Source organism: Saccharopolyspora endophytica (assembly GCF_018070075.1).
GTDB classification, from domain to species: domain Bacteria; phylum Actinomycetota; class Actinomycetes; order Mycobacteriales; family Pseudonocardiaceae; genus Saccharopolyspora; species Saccharopolyspora endophytica.
In genome coordinates, this window is the sequence record NZ_JAGPXE010000012.1 from 247,410 (window position 1) to 266,712 (window position 19,303).

Below are 19,303 nucleotides of genomic sequence, written 5' to 3' on the forward strand. Positions count from 1 at the left end.
GCCCTTGACGGGGAACCTATCAACCTGTTCACTGAATTATTATTCACTGAATTTGAATTCACACAAGGAGGCGCGATGGGCACCCGAGTGCTGATCGTCGGAGCAGGTCCCGCCGGACTGACACTGGGCATCGAGCTGGCCAGGCGGGACGTTCCGTGCCGGATCATCGACGCGAGCGAGCAGCCGCTGCCCGGCTCCCGAGGCGATGGGCTCCAACCGCGCACCCTGGAGGTCTTCGACGACCTCGGCGTCCTCGACGAGGTGCTGGCGGCAGGAATGTTCCCGCCCGCGTTCCGCACCTACTCCGGCGGCGAGCTCACCGGCGAACGGCGCATGGCGGAGCGGGTCGAACCGACCCCTCAGGTGCCGCATCCCAACGGGTGGATGGTTCCCCAGTGGCGCACCGAGGAGATCCTCCGCGACCGCCTCGCCGAACTCGGCGTGAAGGTCGAACGCGGCACGGCCCTGGTCGGGCTGCACCAGGACGACGACGGCGTCACGGCCACGCTGACCAGCGGAGACACCCGCGCCGAGTACGTGGTCGGCACCGACGGTGGCCACAGCACGGTCCGCCGCGAACTCGGCGTCGACTTCCTCGGCGACACCGACGAGGACACGAAGATGGTCCTCTTCGACGCCCGCGTCACCGGCCTCGACCACCCCGAGCTCGCCCACTGGTTCGCCTCGGCCACCGACCCCGGATGCGGTGTCGGTCTCACCCCGCTCGCGGGAACCGATGTGCTGCAGTGCGTGGCGAGGCCGCCCTCCACCCACGACATCCGCGCCGACGCCGACTACGCGCAAGGGCTGCTGGACGACTTCGGCGCACCGCACGTCAAGATCCGGGAACTGACGTGGGCGACGGTGTGGCGGCCGAACTCCCGGCTGGCCGGGACCTTCCGCTCAGGCCGGGTGTTCCTGGCCGGCGACGCCGCGCACGTGCACCCGCCGACCGGGGGCCAAGGGCTGAACACGAGCGTGCAGGACGCCTACAACCTCGGCTGGAAGCTCGCCGACGGCTCCCCCGAACTGCTCGACAGCTACGACGCCGAGCGCCGCCCCGTCGCGGCGGGCGTGCTCGGCATCAGCGCCGACCTGCTCGGCAAGACCCTCAGGGGAAGCCCCGACGCGCTGCGGCGCGGCCCGGAGACCACCCAGCTCGGCGTCGGCTACCGCAACGGCCCCCTCGCCACCGACCACCGCGCCCACCCCGGCCGCGTCCGAGCGGGAGACCGAGCACCGGGTTCCCTCCTGCGCACCCCCGAAGGCGACGAGGTGAACCTCTTCGACCTGCTCCGGGACACCCGCTGGACGCTGCTGGCCTTCGACGCGGACGTTCCCGCCACCGGAGCGCACATCCGTCCCCTTCGCATCACCCGGGGACGCGAGGAAGGTTCCCTCACCGACGTCGACGCCTACGAGACCTACGACGTCACCCCGGGAACCGCGGTCCTCATCCGCCCGGACGGCTACATCGCCACCATCCGCTGACACCGCCCGCGCAACGAGAAACGCCCCCGACCGCGCGGGTCGGGGGCGTTCTCGGCGTGCGCGATTACTGGCCGCAGGCCTTGAGGACGAGTTCGCGGACCCGCTTGGCGTCGGCCTGGCCCTTGGTGGCCTTCATGACCGAACCGACCACGGCACCGGCGGCCTGGACCTTGCCGCCGCGGATCTTCTCCGCGATGTCCGGCTGCGCCGCCAGCGCCTCGTCGACCGCCTTCTGCAGCTCGGAGTCGTCGGAGACGACCTCCAGACCGCGAGCCGCGACGACCTCGTCCGGCTCACCCTCGCCGTCGAGCACTCCGTCGACGACCTGGCGGGCCAGCTTGTTGGTCAGCTTGCCCTCGCCGACCAGCGCCGCGACCCGCGCGACCTGCTTCGGCGTGATGTCCAGGTCGGCCAGCTCGACGCCGCGCGCGTTGGCCTGCTGCGACAGGTAGGCGACCCACCAGGAGCGGGCGTCGCCCGGAGCCGCACCGGCCTCGACCGTCTCGGCGATGAGCTCCAGGGCACCGGCGTTGACGAGGTCGCGGAGCTCCTCGTCGGACAGGCCCCACTCCTCCTTGGCGCGCCGACGGCGCTCCCACGGCAGCTCCGGCAGGGTCTTGGACAGCTCCTCGACCCACTCGCGCGACGGCGCGATCGGCACCAGGTCGGGCTCCGGGAAGTACCGGTAGTCCTCCTGCGTCTCCTTCGGCCGGCCCGCCGAGGTGGACCCGGTGGACTCGTCGAAGTGCCGGGTCTCCTGCCGGATCGACCCGCCGGAGGTCAGCACCGCCGCGTGCCGCTGCATCTCGAAGCGCACCGCGCGCTCGACGCTGCGCAGCGAGTTGACGTTCTTGGTCTCGGTGCGCGTGCCGAACTCGTCGGCGCCCTTGGGCATCAGCGACACGTTCGCGTCGCAGCGCAGCGAACCCTGGTCCATCCGCACGTCGGAGACGTTCAGCGCGCGCAGCAGGTCCCGCAGCGCGGTCACGTAGGCGCGGGCGACCTCGGGGGCGCGCTCACCGGCACCGGTGATCGGCTTGGTGACGATCTCGATCAGCGGCACGCCAGCCCGGTTGTAGTCCAGCAGCGAGTAGTCGGCGCCGTGGATGCGACCGGTGGCACCGCCCATGTGCAGCGACTTGCCGGTGTCCTCCTCCATGTGCGCCCGCTCGATGTCGACGCGGAACGTCTCACCGTCATCGAGCACCACGTCGAGGTAACCGTCGAAGACGATCGGCTCGTCGTACTGCGAGGTCTGGAAGTTCTTCGGCATGTCCGGGTAGAAGTAGTTCTTCCGGGCGAACCGGCACCACTCCGCGACCTGGCAGTTGAGCGCCAGGCCGATCCGGATCGCGGCCTCGACGGCCTTGCCGTTGACCGCGGGCAGCGCACCCGGCAGGCCCAGGCACACCGGGCAGACCTGGGTGTTGGGCTCGGCGCCGAACGCGTTGGCGCAGCCGCAGAACATCTTGGTCTTGGTGGAGAGCTCGACGTGGACCTCGAGGCCCAGCACCGGGTCGAACCGGGCCAGCACCTCGTCGTAGTCCATGATCTCGGCGACCGCGGTCACTCCTCGTCACTCCCCTTGCGCAGCGCGCGCACCGCCAGCGCGGTACCGGTGATCAGGCCGAGCGTGGTGATGATGACGTCGGCCAGTTCGAGCTTGTCGTTCTTCTCGCGGGCGGCCTTGTAGCTCGCCTTCAGCCCGAAGGCCGCCGAGAGCACGGAAGCGAGCTGGAACGCTGCCTTCAACTTCGGGTTCACTTTGCGACCTCCTGCATCGGTGGCGTGGGAGCGGCTCATACCGCCGCCTCCAGCTTCGGGGCACGGTTGATCAGCGGACCGCCCTGCTCGGCGTCCCGGGCGACCTCGTAGGCCGCGCCGACCCGGTAGAGCCGGTCGTCGGCCATGGCGGGAGCCATGATCTGCAGACCCACCGGAAGACCGTCCTCATCGGACAGTCCGCACGGGATGCTCATGGCGGCGTTGCCCGCCAGGTTGGACGGGATCGTGCACAGGTCGGCGAGGTACATCGCCATCGGGTCGTCGACCCGCTCCCCGATCTTGAACGCCGTGGTCGGGGTGGTCGGCGAGACCAGCACGTCGACCTGCTCGAACGCGGCGGTGAAGTCGCGGGTGATCAGCGTCCGCACCTTCTGCGCCTGGCCGTAGTAGGCGTCGTAGTAGCCCGAGGACAGCGCGTAGGTGCCGAGCATGATGCGCCGCTTGACCTCGGGACCGAAACCGGCCTCGCGGGTCATCGACATGACCTGCTCGGCGCTGTTCTCGCCGTTGTCGCCGACGCGCAGGCCGTAGCGCATCGAGTCGAAGCGGGCCAGGTTCGACGAGCACTCGCTCGGCGCGATCAGGTAGTAGGCGCCCAGCGCGTAGTCGAAGTGCGGGCACGAGACCTCGACGACCTCGGCGCCCAGCTTCGACAGCTGCGCGACCGCGGCGTCGAAGGCGCGCTGCACGCCCGGCTGGTAGCCGTCACCGGAGAACTCGCGGACCACGCCGACCTTCACACCGGTCAGGTCACCGCGGGCGCCCTGCTTGGCGGCCTCGACGACCTGCGGAACCGGCTGGTCGATCGAGGTGGAGTCCATCGGGTCGTGCCCGGCGATGACCTCGTGCAGCAGGGCCGCGTCCAGCACGGTCCGCGCGCACGGGCCCGGCTGGTCCAGCGACGAGGAGAACGCCACCAGGCCGTAGCGGGACACGCCGCCGTAGGTGGGCTTCACGCCGACGGTGCCGGTCACGGCGCCCGGCTGGCGGATGGAACCGCCGGTGTCGGTGCCGATGGCCAGCGGCGCCTCGAACGCGGCCAGCGCCGCCGAGGAGCCGCCGCCGGAGCCGCCCGGGATGCGGTCGGTGTCCCACGGGTTGCGGGTCGGGCCGTAGGCGGAGTTCTCGGTGGAGGAGCCCATCGCGAACTCGTCCATGTTGGTCTTGCCCAGCACGACCACACCGGCCTCGCGCAGCTTGCGCGTCACCGTCGCGTCGTAGGGCGCCATCCACCCTTCGAGCATCTTCGACCCGACGGTGGTGGGCATGTCGGTGGTGGTCAGCACGTCCTTGAGCGCCAGCGGCACGCCGGCCAGCGGTGAGGCCGCCTTGCCGGCGGCCCGGTCCTCGTCGGCCTTGCGGGCCGCGGCGAGCGCGCCCTCGGCGTCGACGTGCAGGAACGCGTGCACCAGCGGGTCCACGGCGGCGATGCGGTCCAGGTGCGCCTGGGTCACCTCGACCGACGTGACCTCCCCTGCCGCCAGCTTGGCGGCCAGCTCGGACGCGGTCAGCCCGGTCAGGCTCATCAGGCCTCCTCAGTCAGAATGCGCGGAACGCGGAAGCGGTCCTCTTCGGCCGCGGGCGCCGCTGCGAGCGCCTGCTCGCGCGTCAGGCCCGGGCGGACCTCGTCCTCGCGGAAAACGTTGGTCACCGGCACGGCGTGCGACGTGGGTGGGATGTCGTCCGCAGCGACCTGCCCCACCTTCGCCACCGCATCGAGGATCTGGTCGAGCTGGCCTGCGAAGGTGTCGAGCTCGGCCTCGGTGACGGCCAGCCGCGCCAGGCCGGCGAGGTGTGCGACCTCGTCGCGGGAGATCTTGGACACTGCGAAGGCTCCCTGGTCATGTCCGGTTTACGAGTACATCCCAGTCTATGGCGACCACGCTGCCAGACCTGGCAGGGGTCACGCCTGGCGAGGCGCGCCCGGGAACTTTCCCGAATGGCCTGGTCGTTCTATCCCAGTGACGGCTGTAGCAAGATGACTACGCCGCGTCTGACACAATTTCCCCGCGGTGTTCCTCGCACGAGCGGCCGCGCAAGCGGACGAGCAGGCGGAGGAAAACGCGCGGCCGGCGAGGTGTCGTGCATGAAACTGGAGGCGTTGAGTCCGGTGTCCTTCCTCATCCGGGTGCAGATACCGGATCGACCCGGCAACCTCGGGTCGGTGGCGAGCGCGCTCGGCGAGATCGGTGCCGACATCCTCAGCGTTGACGTCGTCGAACGCGTCGGCGGCGTGGCCATCGACGACCTCGTGGTGGAGCTGCCCTCCGGGCGCCCGCCGGACGTGCTGATCACCGCCGCGGAATCCATCGACGGCGTCGAGGTCGACGCGGTCCGCCCCTACGCGGGCGTGCTGGACACCCACCGCGAGCTGGAGCTGGTCGAGGAGATCGCGGCCGAGCCGGGACGCGGGCTGCAGATCTTCGCCGAAGGCGTCCCGAAGATCATCCGATCGGGCTGGGCGATCGTGTTCGGGCACCGCTCCGGCGGCGCCGAGCAGCTGGCCGCCAGCACCTCCGCACCGCAGGAGGGCTACCTGGAGCTGCCGTGGCTGCCGCTGCCGCGCGCCACGATCCTCGACGGCGACGAGACGTGGGTGCCGGAGACCTGGCGGGAGCTGGGCACCGAGCTGGCCGCCACCCCCATCGGCAAGCCCGACCGCGTGCTGCTGGCCGGACGCCCCGGAGGGCCGATGTTCCGCGCGGCGGAACTCGCGCGCCTCGCCCACCTCGCGGGCATCGTCTCGGTCGTCCTCGACGGCTGACGAACGCTTCCTCCACCGGCTCCGGATCCGAACCGACCCGGCGAGAACCATGGGCGGTTCGGACCACTGCCCACGATCATCGAACGCTGAGCCGCGGTTCAAGCCCCGAGGTCGAGGTGGTAGCCGAGCAGGCTGATGTCGCCGGTCGGGCTCCAGTCCCGGTCCGGCAGGCGCTGGAAGCCCATCCGCTCGTAGAGGCGTCGCGGGGTCTCCGCCGTCTCCGACACGCACAGCACGACCCGTCCGAAGCCACCGGCCCGGGCGCGCTCCACGACGGCCTCGACGAGCTGGCGGCCCACGCCCCGACCACCGGCGTCCGGGGCGACCGCGAGCATCCTGAACTCGATCTCGCCGGCCCGCGCGATCTCCGCGTAGCTGTCGCCGGGGCGGATCACGGTCACCGTGCCGACCGGCCGGTCATCGTCGAGGGCGACGAGCAGCTCGGCCTCGGCCGCGCGGTCGGCGGCGTCGCGCAGCACGGACACGTACGAACCATCGGCCGGGAGATTGCCCGCATCGGCGTACGCCTTCGCGGCGATCTCCCCCACCACCTCGTATTCCGCCGGCAGGGCGGCCCGAATCGTTGCCATGGCCGCGATCCTGCCACCCCGCGCCGGCGGATTTCTCACTCCTCCGGGGGCAGCGCCCGCTCGGTGGCCGCTTCCGGGCCCTGCTGGAGCAGCACGGTGAAACCGTCCTCGTCGAGCACCGGGACCTTCAGCTGCATGGCCTTGTCGTACTTCGAACCCGGGGAGTCGCCGACGACCACGAACGCGGTCTTCTTCGACACCGAACCGGCCGCCCGGCCACCGCGGGCCATGATCGATTCCTTGGCCTCGTCCCGGGAGTACTGCTGCAACGTCCCGGTGACCACGATCGACATCCCTTCCAGCGTCCGGGGGATCGACTCGTCGCGCTCGTCGGCCATCCGCACACCGGCCTCGCGCCACTTGCGCACGATCTCGCGGTGCCACTCCACGGCGAACCACTCGCGCACGGCCGTGGCGATCGTCGGCCCGACGCCGTCGGTGTTGGCCAGCTCCTCCTCGGAGGCCTGCTCGATCCGCTCCAGCGTCACGAACTCCCGCGCCAGCGCCTGCCCCGCGGTCGGCCCGACGTGCCGGATCGACAACCCGACCAGGATCCGCCACAGCGGTTTCTGCTTGGCCTCCTCCAGGTTCGCCAGCAGCTTGGCGCCGTTGGCCGAGAGGTTGCCCTCCTTCGTGGTGTACAGCGGCGTTTTGAGCAGCTTCGCCTCGTCGAGGTCGAACAGGTCGCCCTCGTCGCCGAGCACACCCGCGTTGAGCAGCGCGGAGGCGCCCTCGTAACCCAGCGCGTCGATGTCGAGGACCTTGCGGCTGGCGAGGTAGAACAACCGCTCCCGCTGCTGACCGGGGCAGCCCTGCGCGTTCGGGCAGCGCAGGTCGACGTCGCCCTCCTTCTGCTGCGCCAGCCGCGCCCCGCACTCCGGGCACGCCTCGGGCATGACGAACTCGCGCTCGTCACCGGTGCGCACGTCGGTGACCGGGCCGAGGACCTCGGGGATGACGTCACCGGCCTTGCGGATGACCACGCGGTCCCCGATGAACACGCCCTTGCGGCGCACCTCGTCGGCGTTGTGCAGGGTCGCCATCGACACCGTCGATCCGGCGACCTTGACCGGCTCCATCACCGCGAACGGCGTGACCCTGCCGGTGCGGCCCACGTTGACCTCGATGTTGAGCAGCTTGGTGGTGGCCTGCTCCGGCGGGTACTTGTAGGCGATCGCCCAGCGCGGTGCGCGCGAGGTGGCGCCGAGCCTGCGCTGCAGCGGGACCTCGTCGACCTTGATGACCACGCCGTCGATCTCGTGCTCGGCGGAGTCGCGGTTCTTGCCCCAGTGCTGGATGTGCCCGAGCACTTCCTCCACAGCGGACAGCACCACCGTGTGCCGGGACACCGGCAGGCCCCACGCCTTGAGCGCCGCGTAGGACTCCGACTGGCGGTCCGGCTCGAAGCCCTCGCGCCTGCCCAGACCGTGGCAGATCAGCCGCAGCGGCCGGGACCGGCTCACCCGCGGGTCCTTCTGGCGCAGCGATCCGGCGGCGGCGTTGCGGGGGTTGGCGAACGGTTCCTTGCCCGCGTCGACCAGCTTGGCGTTGAGCTCGGCGAACTCGTCGACGCGGAAGAAGATCTCGCCGCGCACCTCCACCAGGCCCGGAACCGGGTACTCGTCGGTGCCGGTGAGCTGCTCGGGCACGTCACCCATGGTGCGCACGTTGAGCGTGACGTCCTCGCCGGTGCGGCCGTCACCGCGGGTCAGCGCCCGCTCCAGGTGGCCGTCGCGGTAGAGCAGGTTGACCGCGAGGCCGTCGATCTTGAGCTCGCAGAGGTAGTGGGCACCGCTGCCGACCTCGCGCTCCACGCGCTCGACCCACGCCGCCAGCTCCTCGGAGTCGAAGGCGTTGTCGAGGCTGAGCATGCGCTCCAGGTGCGCGACCGGGGTGAACGCGGTCGAGAAGGTGCCGCCGACCACCTGCGTGGGCGAGTCGGGAGCCTGCAGCGCGGGGTGCTCGGACTCCATCCGCTGGAGCCGCGTGAACAGCTCGTCGAACTCGCCGTCGGAGATCGTGGGCGAATCCAGCACGTAGTAGCGGAACTGGTGGCCGCGCACCTCCTCGGCGAGCTCCGCGTACTGTTCGCGCACGTCGGGCGGCACGTCCTCGACGCCTTCGGCCGCGCTCACGGCGGCGGGGTCGGCGGGCACGCCCTCGGCGTCCTCGCTGGGGTTGAGCTCGTGAACGTCCTTGCTGGTCACGCCCCGAGACTAACGAGCGACCCCGACACCGGCACGCAGCGGCTCACTGCGCGTTGCGGTCCAACTCGCGCACGAGCTCGCGCAGTTCGAGCAGTCCGATCGTGCCTTCGGGTTCTGCCTCGGCGGTTTCGACGCGTCCCAGCCGGTCGGCGGCGAGCCGTTCACCGAGGGTGGCGTCGAGAGGCAGGAAGGTCAGGGCCCGGCGCGCGTTGTCGTCGAGCGCGTGGAAACCCGGGTGGTACACGGCGACGTCGACCAGCCCTTCGTCCTCGTCGACCTGCGCCGCGATCCGGACCTGGTCGAGCGGGTACTTCTCGCCGCGCAGGTTCACCGTGACCTCCGTGGGATCGGGCACGGCGGGGACCGAGTCGTGGTACTCCCACAGCGTGTCCGCGGCAGGCGCGGCGGCCATCCACGCATCGGTGTAAGGCCGCAGCTCCGGGTCGGCCTGGCTGCTGATGACCAGCGCGTACGCGGCGTCCTCGCCGTGCTCGATGCTGAAGGTCAGGTCCGGGTGGACGCCGGCGACGGCCTCGGCGACGAGGTTCTCGATGCGCTGCGGCTCGCTGTCGCCGAGCGCCGAGGCGATCTCGGGCAGGTTGTCGTCCCACCACTGCCAGAACGTCGTCGCGCGCTCCGCGGCCTCGGCGGGGACGTCGACCGGTTCGGCGGGCACTTCGGCGTCGCGGCGGCGCAGGAACCTGAACATGGGAACTATTGTGCCGTCCGCCGGGACCCGCCGTGGCGGGACGAGGAATTTCAGCCCGGCAGCTCGTCACGGACGATGGCGGTGATCGCCGCCGGTTCGGCACCGCGCACACCGGTGACGCCGGTGAGGACACCGGACAGGGCGCTGCGGGAGTCCTCGTGCATGACCTGCCGCAGCACCTGCATCGCGTGCAGCCGGTTGCGGCTGACCAGCGCGGGCCGCTCCCAGATCCCGCTCCACACCAGTTCGCGCAGGGTCTGGTCGACTTCGGCGCACTCCGGGCGGACGCCGGCGAGGATGCGCTGCACGACGGGCAGGTCCATGCAGTCGGCGGTGGTGGCGACGTAGTGGGCGAGGGAGCGCAGCACCCGCCGCTGGTCGTGCTCACCGGCGGCCCGCAGCGCGGTCAGCATCTCCGCGGGGTAGCCGTCGAGATCGCCCAGCGGCATCGAGACGAGGTCGTCGGGCCACGGCGCGACCGGGTAGGTGCGGAACTCCCCGCCGAGCCACCCCTCGGTGGGAACTTCCCCCGTGACCCGCCCGGCCAGGGCCAGCATCAGCGGCACCGGAGCCCCCTGCGACCAGGGGAGTTGTTCGCGGTGCTCCTCCAGGGCGTCCGGGCGGGCACCTTCGCGGTACTCGGGCAGCACGGCTTCGAAGGACGTCTGGATCACGCCGTCGACGGCGTGCGCGAACCGCGTGCGCACGTCCTCGTCCCAGTAGCAGGAGACGGCTTCAGGACGAGCCACCCGGCGCAGCACCTCGGGACGAACTCCCTGGCCACCGCTGTCCTCGACGACGAGGGTCCACTCCCCGACGGAGCGCAGCCCGATCATCGGGTGCTTCTCCTGGTAGGCGTACGCCTCCTCGCAGAACTCGTCGATGTCCAACGACCGCCCGTGCGACGTGACGGCCCCGAACGACTCGGCCACCCGACCGAGGTCGTCGTTCCGGACCAGGGTCAGGCACGCCGCGTCCCGGATCGTGCTGCGCTCGATCCAAGCGACGCGGTCAAGCTCGCCGACGCAATGACTGCCCACAGGGCTCTTCCTACCAGCGCAAAGGTCAGACCACGGCCATTTTCGCAAAACATTCGGACAACGAGACCACACCAACCGGTCCAAACGGACGCCGTCCATCTCATTCCACAATGGACACAACCAGTGGGTCAGGTCCTGCGGGGGAGGACACACCCACAAAGCCGTCGTGACACACCGACCGACCATGGTCGCAACCCAGCGATGTGGTCATCGGACAACCCTCGACCTTCGAGACCAGGCGAGGCTCCCACCCTCTTCAGCTAGGCATGGGAAATCTGCACCGGTTCAACGGTTTCGCCCCGAACGAACAGACCCCGGCCGGGCGGACGCGGGATGCTGGGGACGCCGGGTAGGTGCTCGCCGTCACGCTCGTCTCCGCCAAGGACGATCAGCGTGCTTCCGGCCTGACGCAACTCTGCGAGCAGTCCTGTGTTCAGCGAGTCGCCGATGTTGATGGAGTTGCGCGTCACGATCAAGTGCACCCCCACGGAACCACCGCGAGCGAGGACGTCGGCGTTCTGCCGCAGGGGATCTCTCATGTGGTTCGCGGATTCGATCAGCTCGTAGTTCTCGACGATCACGAACTGGTCCTTCAACTTCCGGGGCACCTCGCGCTTGGCTCGATCGAGCCGCGTCTTGATTCCGGTGATCACCTCGCTGATCAAGCGGTCGAACTCCTCCGCGATCACGGCGTAGCCGCCCCAGCCCGTTCCCACCTCGTCGAGCAACCCACGCCGAGGATCGAGGACGTAGGTGGCGTAGGAGTCCGCCTCGCGAACGCGCTGGAGTTCCGCGAGGACGATTCTGGTCAGGTTGGTCTTGCCCGATCCCGGTCCGCCGAGACAGATCATGTGCGGCGCCCTAGACCAGTCGAACTCCGCCCACCGATCACCGACTAGGCGTCCCAGCGTGATCTCCGTCCGACCTCGCATGGCCACAGGGGTGTACTGCACGTGTTCCGGCGGTGTTTCGAGCCTGAGCAGTGGAGCGTGAGGCCAGGCGTCGGCGATACGTCGGGCGAAGGCTTGAGCGCGGTCGTCGGCCGATTCGGGATCGGTGTCGTCGCCCAGCCATGGCGTCGCGGCCCGGAAATCGCGCGCGTTCACCTTTCCCGCACCCGGCGTCGCCCTATCGAGTTCCAATATGGTGGGAACCGATTCGAGCAGCAATTGATCGGATTCGGTGAACTGTTCGGCGCTCACGACCACCGTGACGTGCTTCCCATCGCCGGCGAGTTCCTTCACGTGCGGAAGTAGCTGCGGGTTGTTCAGCTCGAACAGCCCCCACTGCTCGATCACGAGCATTGACTTCTGTCCCGCCGGGCCATTTCTCGCCCCTATTTGTTGCAGTATGTAGGCGATGTGATCGCTCTGATCGAATCGTGCGGAAGCTCGGACGTGCGGCAGATCAATGAGTGCGGCTCGGCAGCTGAAGGTGTCCGCCCCGATGAAGTAGCAGTTCAGCTCGGCCGGCGTCCGGGTGAGCACCTGCGACAGAACGATCGTCTGTGCGAGCCAGGCCTTTCCTGAGTACGGTCCGCCGCACAGCGCAATATTGCCGACCGGCGCAAGAGGCTCCGTTCGTCCTTCTGCGGGGACGTCAACGACCCCGATCGGGACTCCATCGGCCCTCGCGAATTGGGACGCCGAGAGCCCTCGTTCGTTCTCGACCACCTCGCCCAGAACGTGGCTGAGAGTGAGCGGTTGTTTCAAGGGGTCGAGGAGTTCAGGCGGACGGCTGGTGATCGTTTCCTTGATGCGGTCGATGACGCCGCCGCGGCTTCTGAGGTCAACAGTCCCGATCCGCAGCTTGGTGAGCGGCCGGTCCCGAACCCGTAAATACGCCTGCCCGGGCTGCGCCTTCTCCATTCCCACAGCGGCGGCGACCGACCCCAGCAATGTCGACACTTCGGTCTCAGGGCTCCGGTGGACCACGCGGAAATCGCAGTGCTCCACGAGCTCCATCGCACGGGTGTTGGTGATGCGGTGCGCGAGCAGGAGCACGTGAACACCGACCGCACGGCCCTGCTCCATCACGTCCCGCAAAATCTCGACCATGTCGGGGTCTTCTTCCGACGCGGCCGCGACACCGTGGAACGCGATCACTAGTTTGGGTGTGGGTGTGCCTTGGTCTGCACCACGCTTGCGACGAATAATTTCGCTGCGAATACCCCGGAGATCACGTGGGCCGATGCGCCCTGTCCGGAAGACGCCGGTGGAACCGGCTCGTGCCACGACATGCGGCATCGAGCTCAGGTCACCGAAGGGGGACACCGGACCCTCATGCAGCAACGCCACGTGCAGGTCGTCAGGTGAATGCGTCAACATCAGCATCAGCAGAATCACCGACAGGGTGTTTGAGGATCCGGCTCCTTGGTGACCGAAGATCAGTCCGTGTGGCCCGGCTCCACCTTCATCCTCCGGGCGAAGGTCGAGGTGCACAAGACGATCGAACGCATCAAGGCCGATCGGAATGCGCAGGTCATCGACGGGGAGCCAGGCACCTTTCGGGTCATCTGCCATCACGTCCACGCCAAGCAGCCGCTTCGAGTCTCCTTGACGGTCGCCGCGGTTCCTACCGCGCCGGACGAAGTCATGGATCACGGAGGGCATCACCTCGTTGATCGCGGCTTCTCCACGCAGTTTTGGCGCCGCAACCGTGAAGCTTTGCGAACCTGTCGCCGCTTCCAGCGGTCGATTCGCGTCGGCACGGCCCCTCAGCTCGACGAACTGCTGCACGTGGTGCGCCAGTCCGTTGGAGAGTCGAGCCCGAGATCTCGTCGCAACGACGACGTGCACGCCGAAGGCCGTGCCTTTGTCCGCGATCTGTTCCACCCGGTTGATCAGTTCCGGGTTCTCATCGGCGAAGGTTTCCCAGCGGTCGATCACCAGGAAGCGATCCGGCGCCACTTGGCCATCAGGAATTTCCCGGTTCCGCCTCATCGCACGAAAGTCGTCCAGCAGCTCGAACGGATATCTCCGGAACATCGCGCGCCGGGCCAGAATGCCGTGGTCGAGCTCGCTGAACAGCTCGGCGATCCGATCGGATTCCTCCGGGCCGACCACGGACGTGACGTTCGGCAAGTTCTCGAACGTCACGAAGCGGCTCTCGGAGTCGATGATGATGATCTCGGTCTCGTGCGGATCGGCGTCAGCAGCCAGCCCGAGCAGCAGCGTGCGCAGGAAGCGGCTCTTTCCCGATTGCGACGGTCCGAGCACGGCAAGATGACTGTTGGGCTCAGCGAAACTCAGCAGATGAGGGCGGCTCCGGGTCACACCGACCGAAACTTGCAGAGTGACAGCCGGGGGTTCCAGTGAGCGGATCTCCGGATGTTCGAGAAGGTCCCCGAGGGTGGCTTGAGGAGCCGTCACCGGCTGAATTCGAGATGCCCGGTTGCCGACTCGAGCGACGATCAGGTCCCCCGCGACTCTCCCGTCCTGCCACGGCGTCTGCGTGTCCTTCAGCTCGCGATGAACATAACGGTATAGCTCGTCCGCAGTGATCAGATCGTCGCCGTCAACATCCGCGGCACCGGAGCGGATCCCCCGTAGAACGGCCTTGGTGAACAGGGATTCCACGGGCTGGTTCGACGTGCGCTGCCGGTTCTCGAATGCATACTCCAACGCGCTGGTAGCGGTGATCACATACGTCCCGCGACCGCTGAGCTGGTGGTGATCGACCTGATAGGCAGCTTTGGGAGTCATACCCAGTGAGAAGGCTCCGCTGTAGCAGCAATCCAGCATCACGAGTTTCGCACCGGCCTGCGAACCGCTCAGCTGGCTGTGCACGAAGGTCGAACTCACGGCGGTGGCTTCAACGCTGCCTAGATCAGTGTTGCAGGCCGCGAAGAACAACCGGCCGCTGTCGTTCTTGATCCCGTGACAGGAGAAGTACAGCAGCACCTCGTCACGCGGCCCGGCAGTGCTCAGCGTTCGCTCGATCGCGCCTTCGATGCCGCTCTTGGACTCGTCGACGAACACCGTTGCGTCATAGTCGCCCTGGGTTTCGAGCACCTGCCGAAGCTCCTGGGCTTCTCCGGCCGGTGCGCGCAGTTCCTGCAGTCCACTGTCCAAGTACCTGGAGGTGGCGAACAGCAGCGCGATCCGTCGACCATTCACGGTCAAGCTCGTTCCACAGCGCCGTCCTCGGCCCCGGAGTCGACCAGCTGAGCAGCGAACTTCTCCACCAGCAAGTGCTGATCCTCTTCTGAGAGAGCATCGAACTCGAAACTCTGGCCGTTGTCCTTCTTGATGGTGACCTTGCGGGCCTTGGCTCGGTCGAACCGAGCGACCATCACCTTGGCGAATGCCGCGGCAGTCGCCGCCGAGAACGCACCGCTGACCACGAGACTGCCGATCTGCAACGCGACCCCGGATTTGGCACCTTCGGGAGCAGGCTCGTCGACCCGGTCGATCCGGGCTTCGCCGAGTTGACGCAGTTCATCGAGCAGAGCCAGGGTCAGCTCCTCAAGGCGCTCAGGATCCACGTCAGGTAGTTCGAACCCGATCAGCCAGCGCGCCATGGCACATCCCTCCGCCGCGTCGTCCAGCCCACCACCTTAGCGGAATGATCATCTAGGATCAGCCGTTTCGGTCAGGATTCGGCTTCGTCGGCGAAGAGCTTGGCGAGGTCCTTGGTCAGGGACAGGGCTCGGCGCGACCAGGCCGGGGTTGCTCCGGCGAGGCCGCAGGTGGGCGTGGGCACGGCTCGTTCAGCGAGGGTCTTCTTGCCGAAGCCGAGCCGGGTCGCCAGGTCGAACGCCGGCTGGGCGATACCGCGAAGATCAACCTGACCTGCGGGTTCGAGGCTGGGGGTCAGCCCGAGGAACAGGGCGGTCTTCTCATCCCACGCCTCCCCGAGCTCGTCGGCGAACGTGCCGGAGACGTCCCCGAGACCGGAGGCGTCCAGCGAGATCGCACCGGCCCCGGCGCGGCGCAGCAGCTCGACGGGCGGGCGCTTCGCGCAGCAGTGCACGACGACGGGTGATCCCGTTGCCGCGGCGAGCTTTTCGATCACCTCGCCGAGCAGCCGCTGGACATCGGGCTCGGGCACGGCCGCCACGTTGCCGTAGCCGGACGGCGTGGGCAGCGAGCCCCGCAGCACGGCGGGCAGCGACGGCTCGTCCAGCTGCACCACGACCCGCGAGCCGGTGCGCGCGGTGACCTGCTCGGCGTGCGCGATCAGCCCCTCGGTGAGCGATTCGGTGAAGTCCCGCAGCGCACCGCGGTCGGTGAGCACCCGGTGCCCGCGCATCAGCTCGATCCCGGCGGTCAGCGTCCACGGCCCGGCCGCCTGCACCTTCACGACCCGAGGCGCACCGGCTTCGGCGACGGCCTGCTCCAGCGCGTCGAGGTCCCAGCGCAGCAGGTCCACGGCCCGCCGGTGATCCATCCCGGGCGTTCCGGCCACGCGGTACCCGGACGGCACGACCTCGACCGCCAGGTCGACCAGCAGTCCGGCCGTCCGCCCGAGGATGTCGGCCCCGACCCCGCGTCCGGGCAGCTCGGGCACCGGCATCAGCTCCGGCAACTCGCCGACCACCGTCCGCGCGGCCTCCACCGGGTCGGTCCCCGGCAAAGACCCGACGGCAGTGGCCACACCCGGTCCCCAAGCAGATTCAGTCACCCACCCATTATCGACCGCCACGCGGTTCATTTCCGCCCGGGTGATGGCGGCGGACGGGTGGCAGCGAGGGAACCTTTCGCTCAGTCCTCGATCCGACCGATGAGTTTCCGCTCCCACGACGGTCGACATCGTCGTACTGCCCGCGTTCCAGGCGAAAGGTTCCCCTCATGCCATTCACCGGCGTACTCGCGGTGGCCCCGGTCAGCGACATCGACGTCTCGGCCGCCTGGTACGAGCGCTTGCTGGGAAGGCCCGCCGACGCGCGGCCGATGGACGGGCTCGCCGACTGGCACGTCACGTCGTCGGGATGGGTGCAGGTGTTCCAGTCGCCCGAGCACGCGGGTTCGACGCTGCTCAACCTCACCGTCGATGACCTGGACGCGACCATCGCGGACCTCGCCGACCGCGACATCACGGTCGGCGAGGTTCAGTCGGGCGCGCAGATCGTGCGGTTCGCGGCGGTGCACGACCCGGACGGCAACCGGATCACGCTCGTCGAGAACCCGGTGGCGTCGTAAGTTCGTCGCGGAGGACCCTCTTCAGGAGCTTCCCGGAGCTGTTGCGCGGCAGGTCGTCGACGAAGTGGACCTGCTTGGGCACCTTGAACCCGGCGAGGCCCTGCCGGGCGTGGTCGATGAGTTCCTGCTCGGTGACCTCGTCCTTGGTGACGACGACGGCCGCGATCCGCTCGATCCACTTCGGGTCCGGCACCGCGATGACGGCGACCTCCGCCACGGCCGGGTGCGCGTAGAGGGCGTCCTCCACCTCGCGGGAGGCGACCAGCACACCACCGGTGTTGATCACGTCCTTGATCCGGTCGACGACGAAGCAGTAGCCGACCTCGTCGCGTCGCACCAGGTCACCGGAGTGGAACCAGCCGCCGCGGAAGACCTCCTCGGTCTCCTCCGGCTTGTCCCAGTACCCGGTGCACAGCTGCGGGGAGCGGTAGACGATCTCGCCGAGCTCGCCCGGCGGGACCTCTTCTCCCTGGTCGTCGACGACCTTGGCTTCGACGAACAGCACCGGCCGACCGGCGGAGTCCGGCCGCTCGTCGTGCTCCTCCGGGCGCAGCACGGTGGCCAGCGGGGCGATCTCGGACTGCCCGAAGCAGTTGTAGAAACCCAGTTCGGGCAGCTGATCGCGGAGTCGTTGCAGCACCGGCCCGGGCATGATCGAGGCGCCGTAGTACGCCTTGCGCAGCGCCTTGAGGTCGCGGGTGGCGAAGTCGGCGTGGTTGGCCAGCGCGACCCACACCGTGGGTGCGGCGAAGAAGGACGTGATCCGCTCGCTCTCGATCCGGCGCAGGATGTCGGCCGGATCGGGCACTTCGACGAGGAGGTTGCTCGCACCGATCATCAGGTGCGGCAGCAGGAACACGTGCATCTGCGCCGAGTGGTACAGCGGCATCACGTGCAGCGGCAGATCGTTCTCGCCGAAGTCCAGCGCCTGCAAGCAGGAGACGTACTCGTGCAGCAGCGCGCGGTGCGTCATCATCGCGCCCTTGGGCAGCGAGGTGGTGCCGGAGGTGTAGAGCAGCTGCACCAGATCGTCGTCCTTCACGGACACGTCGAGGTCCGGAACCTCGCCCTCAACGCTGCGCGACAGCAAGGAGCCCTTCTCGTCCCGCAACGCGATGACCTGCTGCAGGGACGTTTCCGCCCGCACGGCATCGACGTTGCCCATCAGAGCGGGATCGACCAGCGCGAGAGAACTTCCCGACTGGGAGAGGAGATAGGAAAGTTCCCCTCCGGTCAAGTTGTAGTTGATCGGCACGTGCACGAGACCTGCCCGTGCGCAGGCCAGGAATCCGATCAGATATGCGTCGGAGTTCTTCCCGTAGGCCGCGATCCGATCACCTTTGACCGCCCCGGAAGCCAACAAGAACCCGGCGGCCCTGCTCACGGCGGCATCGAGCTCGGCGTAGCTCCACACCCGCTCCTGCCCAGCGGAGTCGACGAACCGCAACGCCTCCCGATCGCCCACGCGCGCCGCACTGCGCCGCACCACATCCGCGACCGCACTCCCCCGAAGCTCCACCATCGGACCTCCCCACGCAAACCAGTGACGCCCGACACTAACCCGACAAACGAGACGGCACTAGAGACACACAGTCACAACGCATCCCGCGCATACAAGGAATTCAGGCACCCTCCAGGCCACCGCCACCAATTCTTCCCGAAAACTCGAACCCCGCAGTTGACCTGAATTTGACCCAATCCCCGTCAGATTCAACCTCAACAAAAGGATTCGACTCCTCCAGATAGATCACCCAGACTAGAACTTCATCATCATCCAGGTACGCAAAAAATCCCTCAGACCCGAACGAGCCCTCCCCGCAGCAAACGAAACCACCACTGACAGGCACTTTTCGAGCGATGTCAATCTTTGTGACCTCGTCAGGCTCATCCCTCCGGAACTCTTCAAGACTAAAGTCGCCGAGAACCTCGTATCCGCGCGTCGAGTCTGGATCCACACGGACATCGAATGACTCGCCGGTCGCCCGGTATAGCCCATCACGAATAGGGAGCTCGCCACTGAGCCAGAGGGTCGAAATTTCACTCATTTTTTGCATTTTACTGCAGGAGCCTCCCTCAAACCAGTGCTCGGAACTGGGCCACCTTCTCGGATATTCCGACGATCATTGAATCGCTCGTTAAACTTCTGCCCCCAAGTCTTCCCTGTCCCCGAATCGGGATGTGGAGCATTTGGGTCCACGCGTACAATTGGCACACTATCGAGCCCTGCTTCGCGGGCAGCATTGAGCCTCCTATTGTCGTAGGATACGAGCTGCCCGTCAACTTCCATCACGTGAAGCGGGCCAGATCGAGACCAGTCCCATTGCCCCGACCGCATCAGTTCTGCGTAATTGTTTCCCGATATCGTGCGCTGCGAGAAATTCAACGAATTTGGATCCGCCCGTTCCACAGGACTCTGCTGCGAAAGACCCAGTGGGTCAGCAAAGGCCGGGACTGTCGGGGTAACGGTGTTTCCAGCCTGACGCGCCGGGCGTGGGTCCGGCGGGATGGGCACTGTGAGTGATGAGCTCTGACGCTGTGAGCGCAGACCGGAAGAAGATCGGCAAGTCGGATCGG

At 68.0% G+C, this 19,303-nt stretch carries 16 protein-coding genes; 3 read left to right on the forward strand and 13 right to left on the reverse strand.

Going from position 1 to position 19,303, the window contains the following annotated elements:
• Window positions 1-75 precede the first annotated feature (75 nt).
• Window positions 76-1,491, forward strand: coding sequence for an FAD-dependent monooxygenase (locus KBO27_RS25710; RefSeq protein WP_210972429.1), 1,416 nt, complete (start codon window positions 76-78; stop codon window positions 1,489-1,491).
• Window positions 1,492-1,555: 64 nt separating this feature from the next.
• Here KBO27_RS25710 and gatB read toward each other — a convergent pair whose 3' ends face one another.
• From gatB to gatC, 4 genes are read right to left on the reverse strand one after another with little or no spacing between them, the layout of a single operon-like run.
• Window positions 1,556-3,061: an Asp-tRNA(Asn)/Glu-tRNA(Gln) amidotransferase subunit GatB gene (gatB, locus tag KBO27_RS25715; RefSeq protein ID WP_210972430.1), complete on the reverse strand. Its 1,506-nt coding sequence runs from the start codon at window positions 3,059-3,061 to the stop codon at window positions 1,556-1,558.
• On the reverse strand, window positions 3,058-3,255 hold the full coding sequence (locus KBO27_RS25720) for a hypothetical protein (RefSeq protein ID WP_132676766.1): 198 nt from the start codon (window positions 3,253-3,255) through the stop codon (window positions 3,058-3,060). Before KBO27_RS25720 ends, gatB begins: the two co-directional genes overlap by 4 nt.
• 35 nt (window positions 3,256-3,290) lie before the next feature.
• On the reverse strand, window positions 3,291-4,802 hold the full coding sequence (gene gatA, locus KBO27_RS25725) for an Asp-tRNA(Asn)/Glu-tRNA(Gln) amidotransferase subunit GatA (protein ID WP_210972431.1): 1,512 nt from the start codon (window positions 4,800-4,802) through the stop codon (window positions 3,291-3,293).
• Window positions 4,802-5,101 carry an Asp-tRNA(Asn)/Glu-tRNA(Gln) amidotransferase subunit GatC gene (gene gatC, locus KBO27_RS25730; RefSeq protein WP_093413507.1) on the reverse strand — a complete coding sequence of 100 codons (300 nt, stop codon included), beginning with the start codon at window positions 5,099-5,101 and terminating at the stop codon, window positions 4,802-4,804. The genes gatA and gatC overlap by 1 nt, the downstream gene beginning before the upstream one ends.
• Before the next feature lie 285 nt (window positions 5,102-5,386).
• Here gatC and KBO27_RS25735 point away from each other — a divergent pair, with 285 nt between their 5' ends.
• A complete protein-coding gene (locus KBO27_RS25735) occupies window positions 5,387-6,040 on the forward strand; it encodes an ACT domain-containing protein (RefSeq protein WP_210972466.1) in 654 nt (217 codons plus the stop codon).
• A 98-nt stretch (window positions 6,041-6,138) separates the two neighbouring features.
• Here KBO27_RS25735 and KBO27_RS25740 read toward each other — a convergent pair whose 3' ends face one another.
• The 7 genes from KBO27_RS25740 to KBO27_RS25770 form a co-directional block, all read right to left on the reverse strand.
• Window positions 6,139-6,630: a GNAT family N-acetyltransferase gene (locus KBO27_RS25740; RefSeq protein ID WP_210972432.1), complete on the reverse strand. Its 492-nt coding sequence runs from the start codon at window positions 6,628-6,630 to the stop codon at window positions 6,139-6,141.
• A 35-nt stretch (window positions 6,631-6,665) separates the two neighbouring features.
• Entirely contained in the window at window positions 6,666-8,837 is a 2,172-nt protein-coding gene (ligA, locus tag KBO27_RS25745; RefSeq protein WP_210972433.1) for an NAD-dependent DNA ligase LigA, read from the reverse strand.
• 43 nt (window positions 8,838-8,880) lie between these two features.
• Window positions 8,881-9,546: a hypothetical protein gene (locus tag KBO27_RS25750; protein WP_210972434.1), complete on the reverse strand. Its 666-nt coding sequence runs from the start codon at window positions 9,544-9,546 to the stop codon at window positions 8,881-8,883.
• Between the two features lie 50 nt (window positions 9,547-9,596).
• Window positions 9,597-10,586, reverse strand: a complete 990-nt coding sequence (locus KBO27_RS25755) for a DUF6461 domain-containing protein (protein ID WP_210972435.1) — start codon at window positions 10,584-10,586, stop codon at window positions 9,597-9,599.
• A 260-nt stretch (window positions 10,587-10,846) separates the two neighbouring features.
• Window positions 10,847-14,704, reverse strand: a complete 3,858-nt coding sequence (locus KBO27_RS25760) for a caspase, EACC1-associated type (protein WP_307870613.1) — start codon at window positions 14,702-14,704, stop codon at window positions 10,847-10,849.
• A gap of 2 nt (window positions 14,705-14,706) precedes the next feature.
• The gene (locus KBO27_RS25765) at window positions 14,707-15,108 is read right to left on the reverse strand and encodes a hypothetical protein (RefSeq protein WP_210972437.1); all 402 of its coding nucleotides are present in this window, start codon (window positions 15,106-15,108) and stop codon (window positions 14,707-14,709) included.
• Between the two features lie 71 nt (window positions 15,109-15,179).
• Window positions 15,180-16,211, reverse strand: a complete 1,032-nt coding sequence (locus KBO27_RS25770; RefSeq protein WP_210972438.1) for a uroporphyrinogen decarboxylase/cobalamine-independent methonine synthase family protein — start codon at window positions 16,209-16,211, stop codon at window positions 15,180-15,182.
• 167 nt (window positions 16,212-16,378) lie between these two features.
• Between KBO27_RS25770 and KBO27_RS25775 the strand changes: the two genes are divergently transcribed.
• On the forward strand, window positions 16,379-16,729 hold the full coding sequence (locus KBO27_RS25775; RefSeq protein ID WP_210972439.1) for a VOC family protein: 351 nt from the start codon (window positions 16,379-16,381) through the stop codon (window positions 16,727-16,729).
• Here KBO27_RS25775 and KBO27_RS25780 read toward each other — a convergent pair.
• Window positions 16,698-18,251: a fatty acyl-CoA synthetase gene (locus KBO27_RS25780; protein ID WP_210972440.1), complete on the reverse strand. Its 1,554-nt coding sequence runs from the start codon at window positions 18,249-18,251 to the stop codon at window positions 16,698-16,700. The two genes, KBO27_RS25775 and KBO27_RS25780, sit on opposite strands and share 32 nt — an antisense overlap.
• A gap of 100 nt (window positions 18,252-18,351) precedes the next feature.
• Window positions 18,352-18,774 (reverse strand): hypothetical protein, encoded by a 423-nt coding sequence (locus KBO27_RS25785; protein ID WP_210972441.1) that lies wholly within the window; start codon window positions 18,772-18,774, stop codon window positions 18,352-18,354.
• Window positions 18,775-19,303 lie beyond the last annotated feature (529 nt).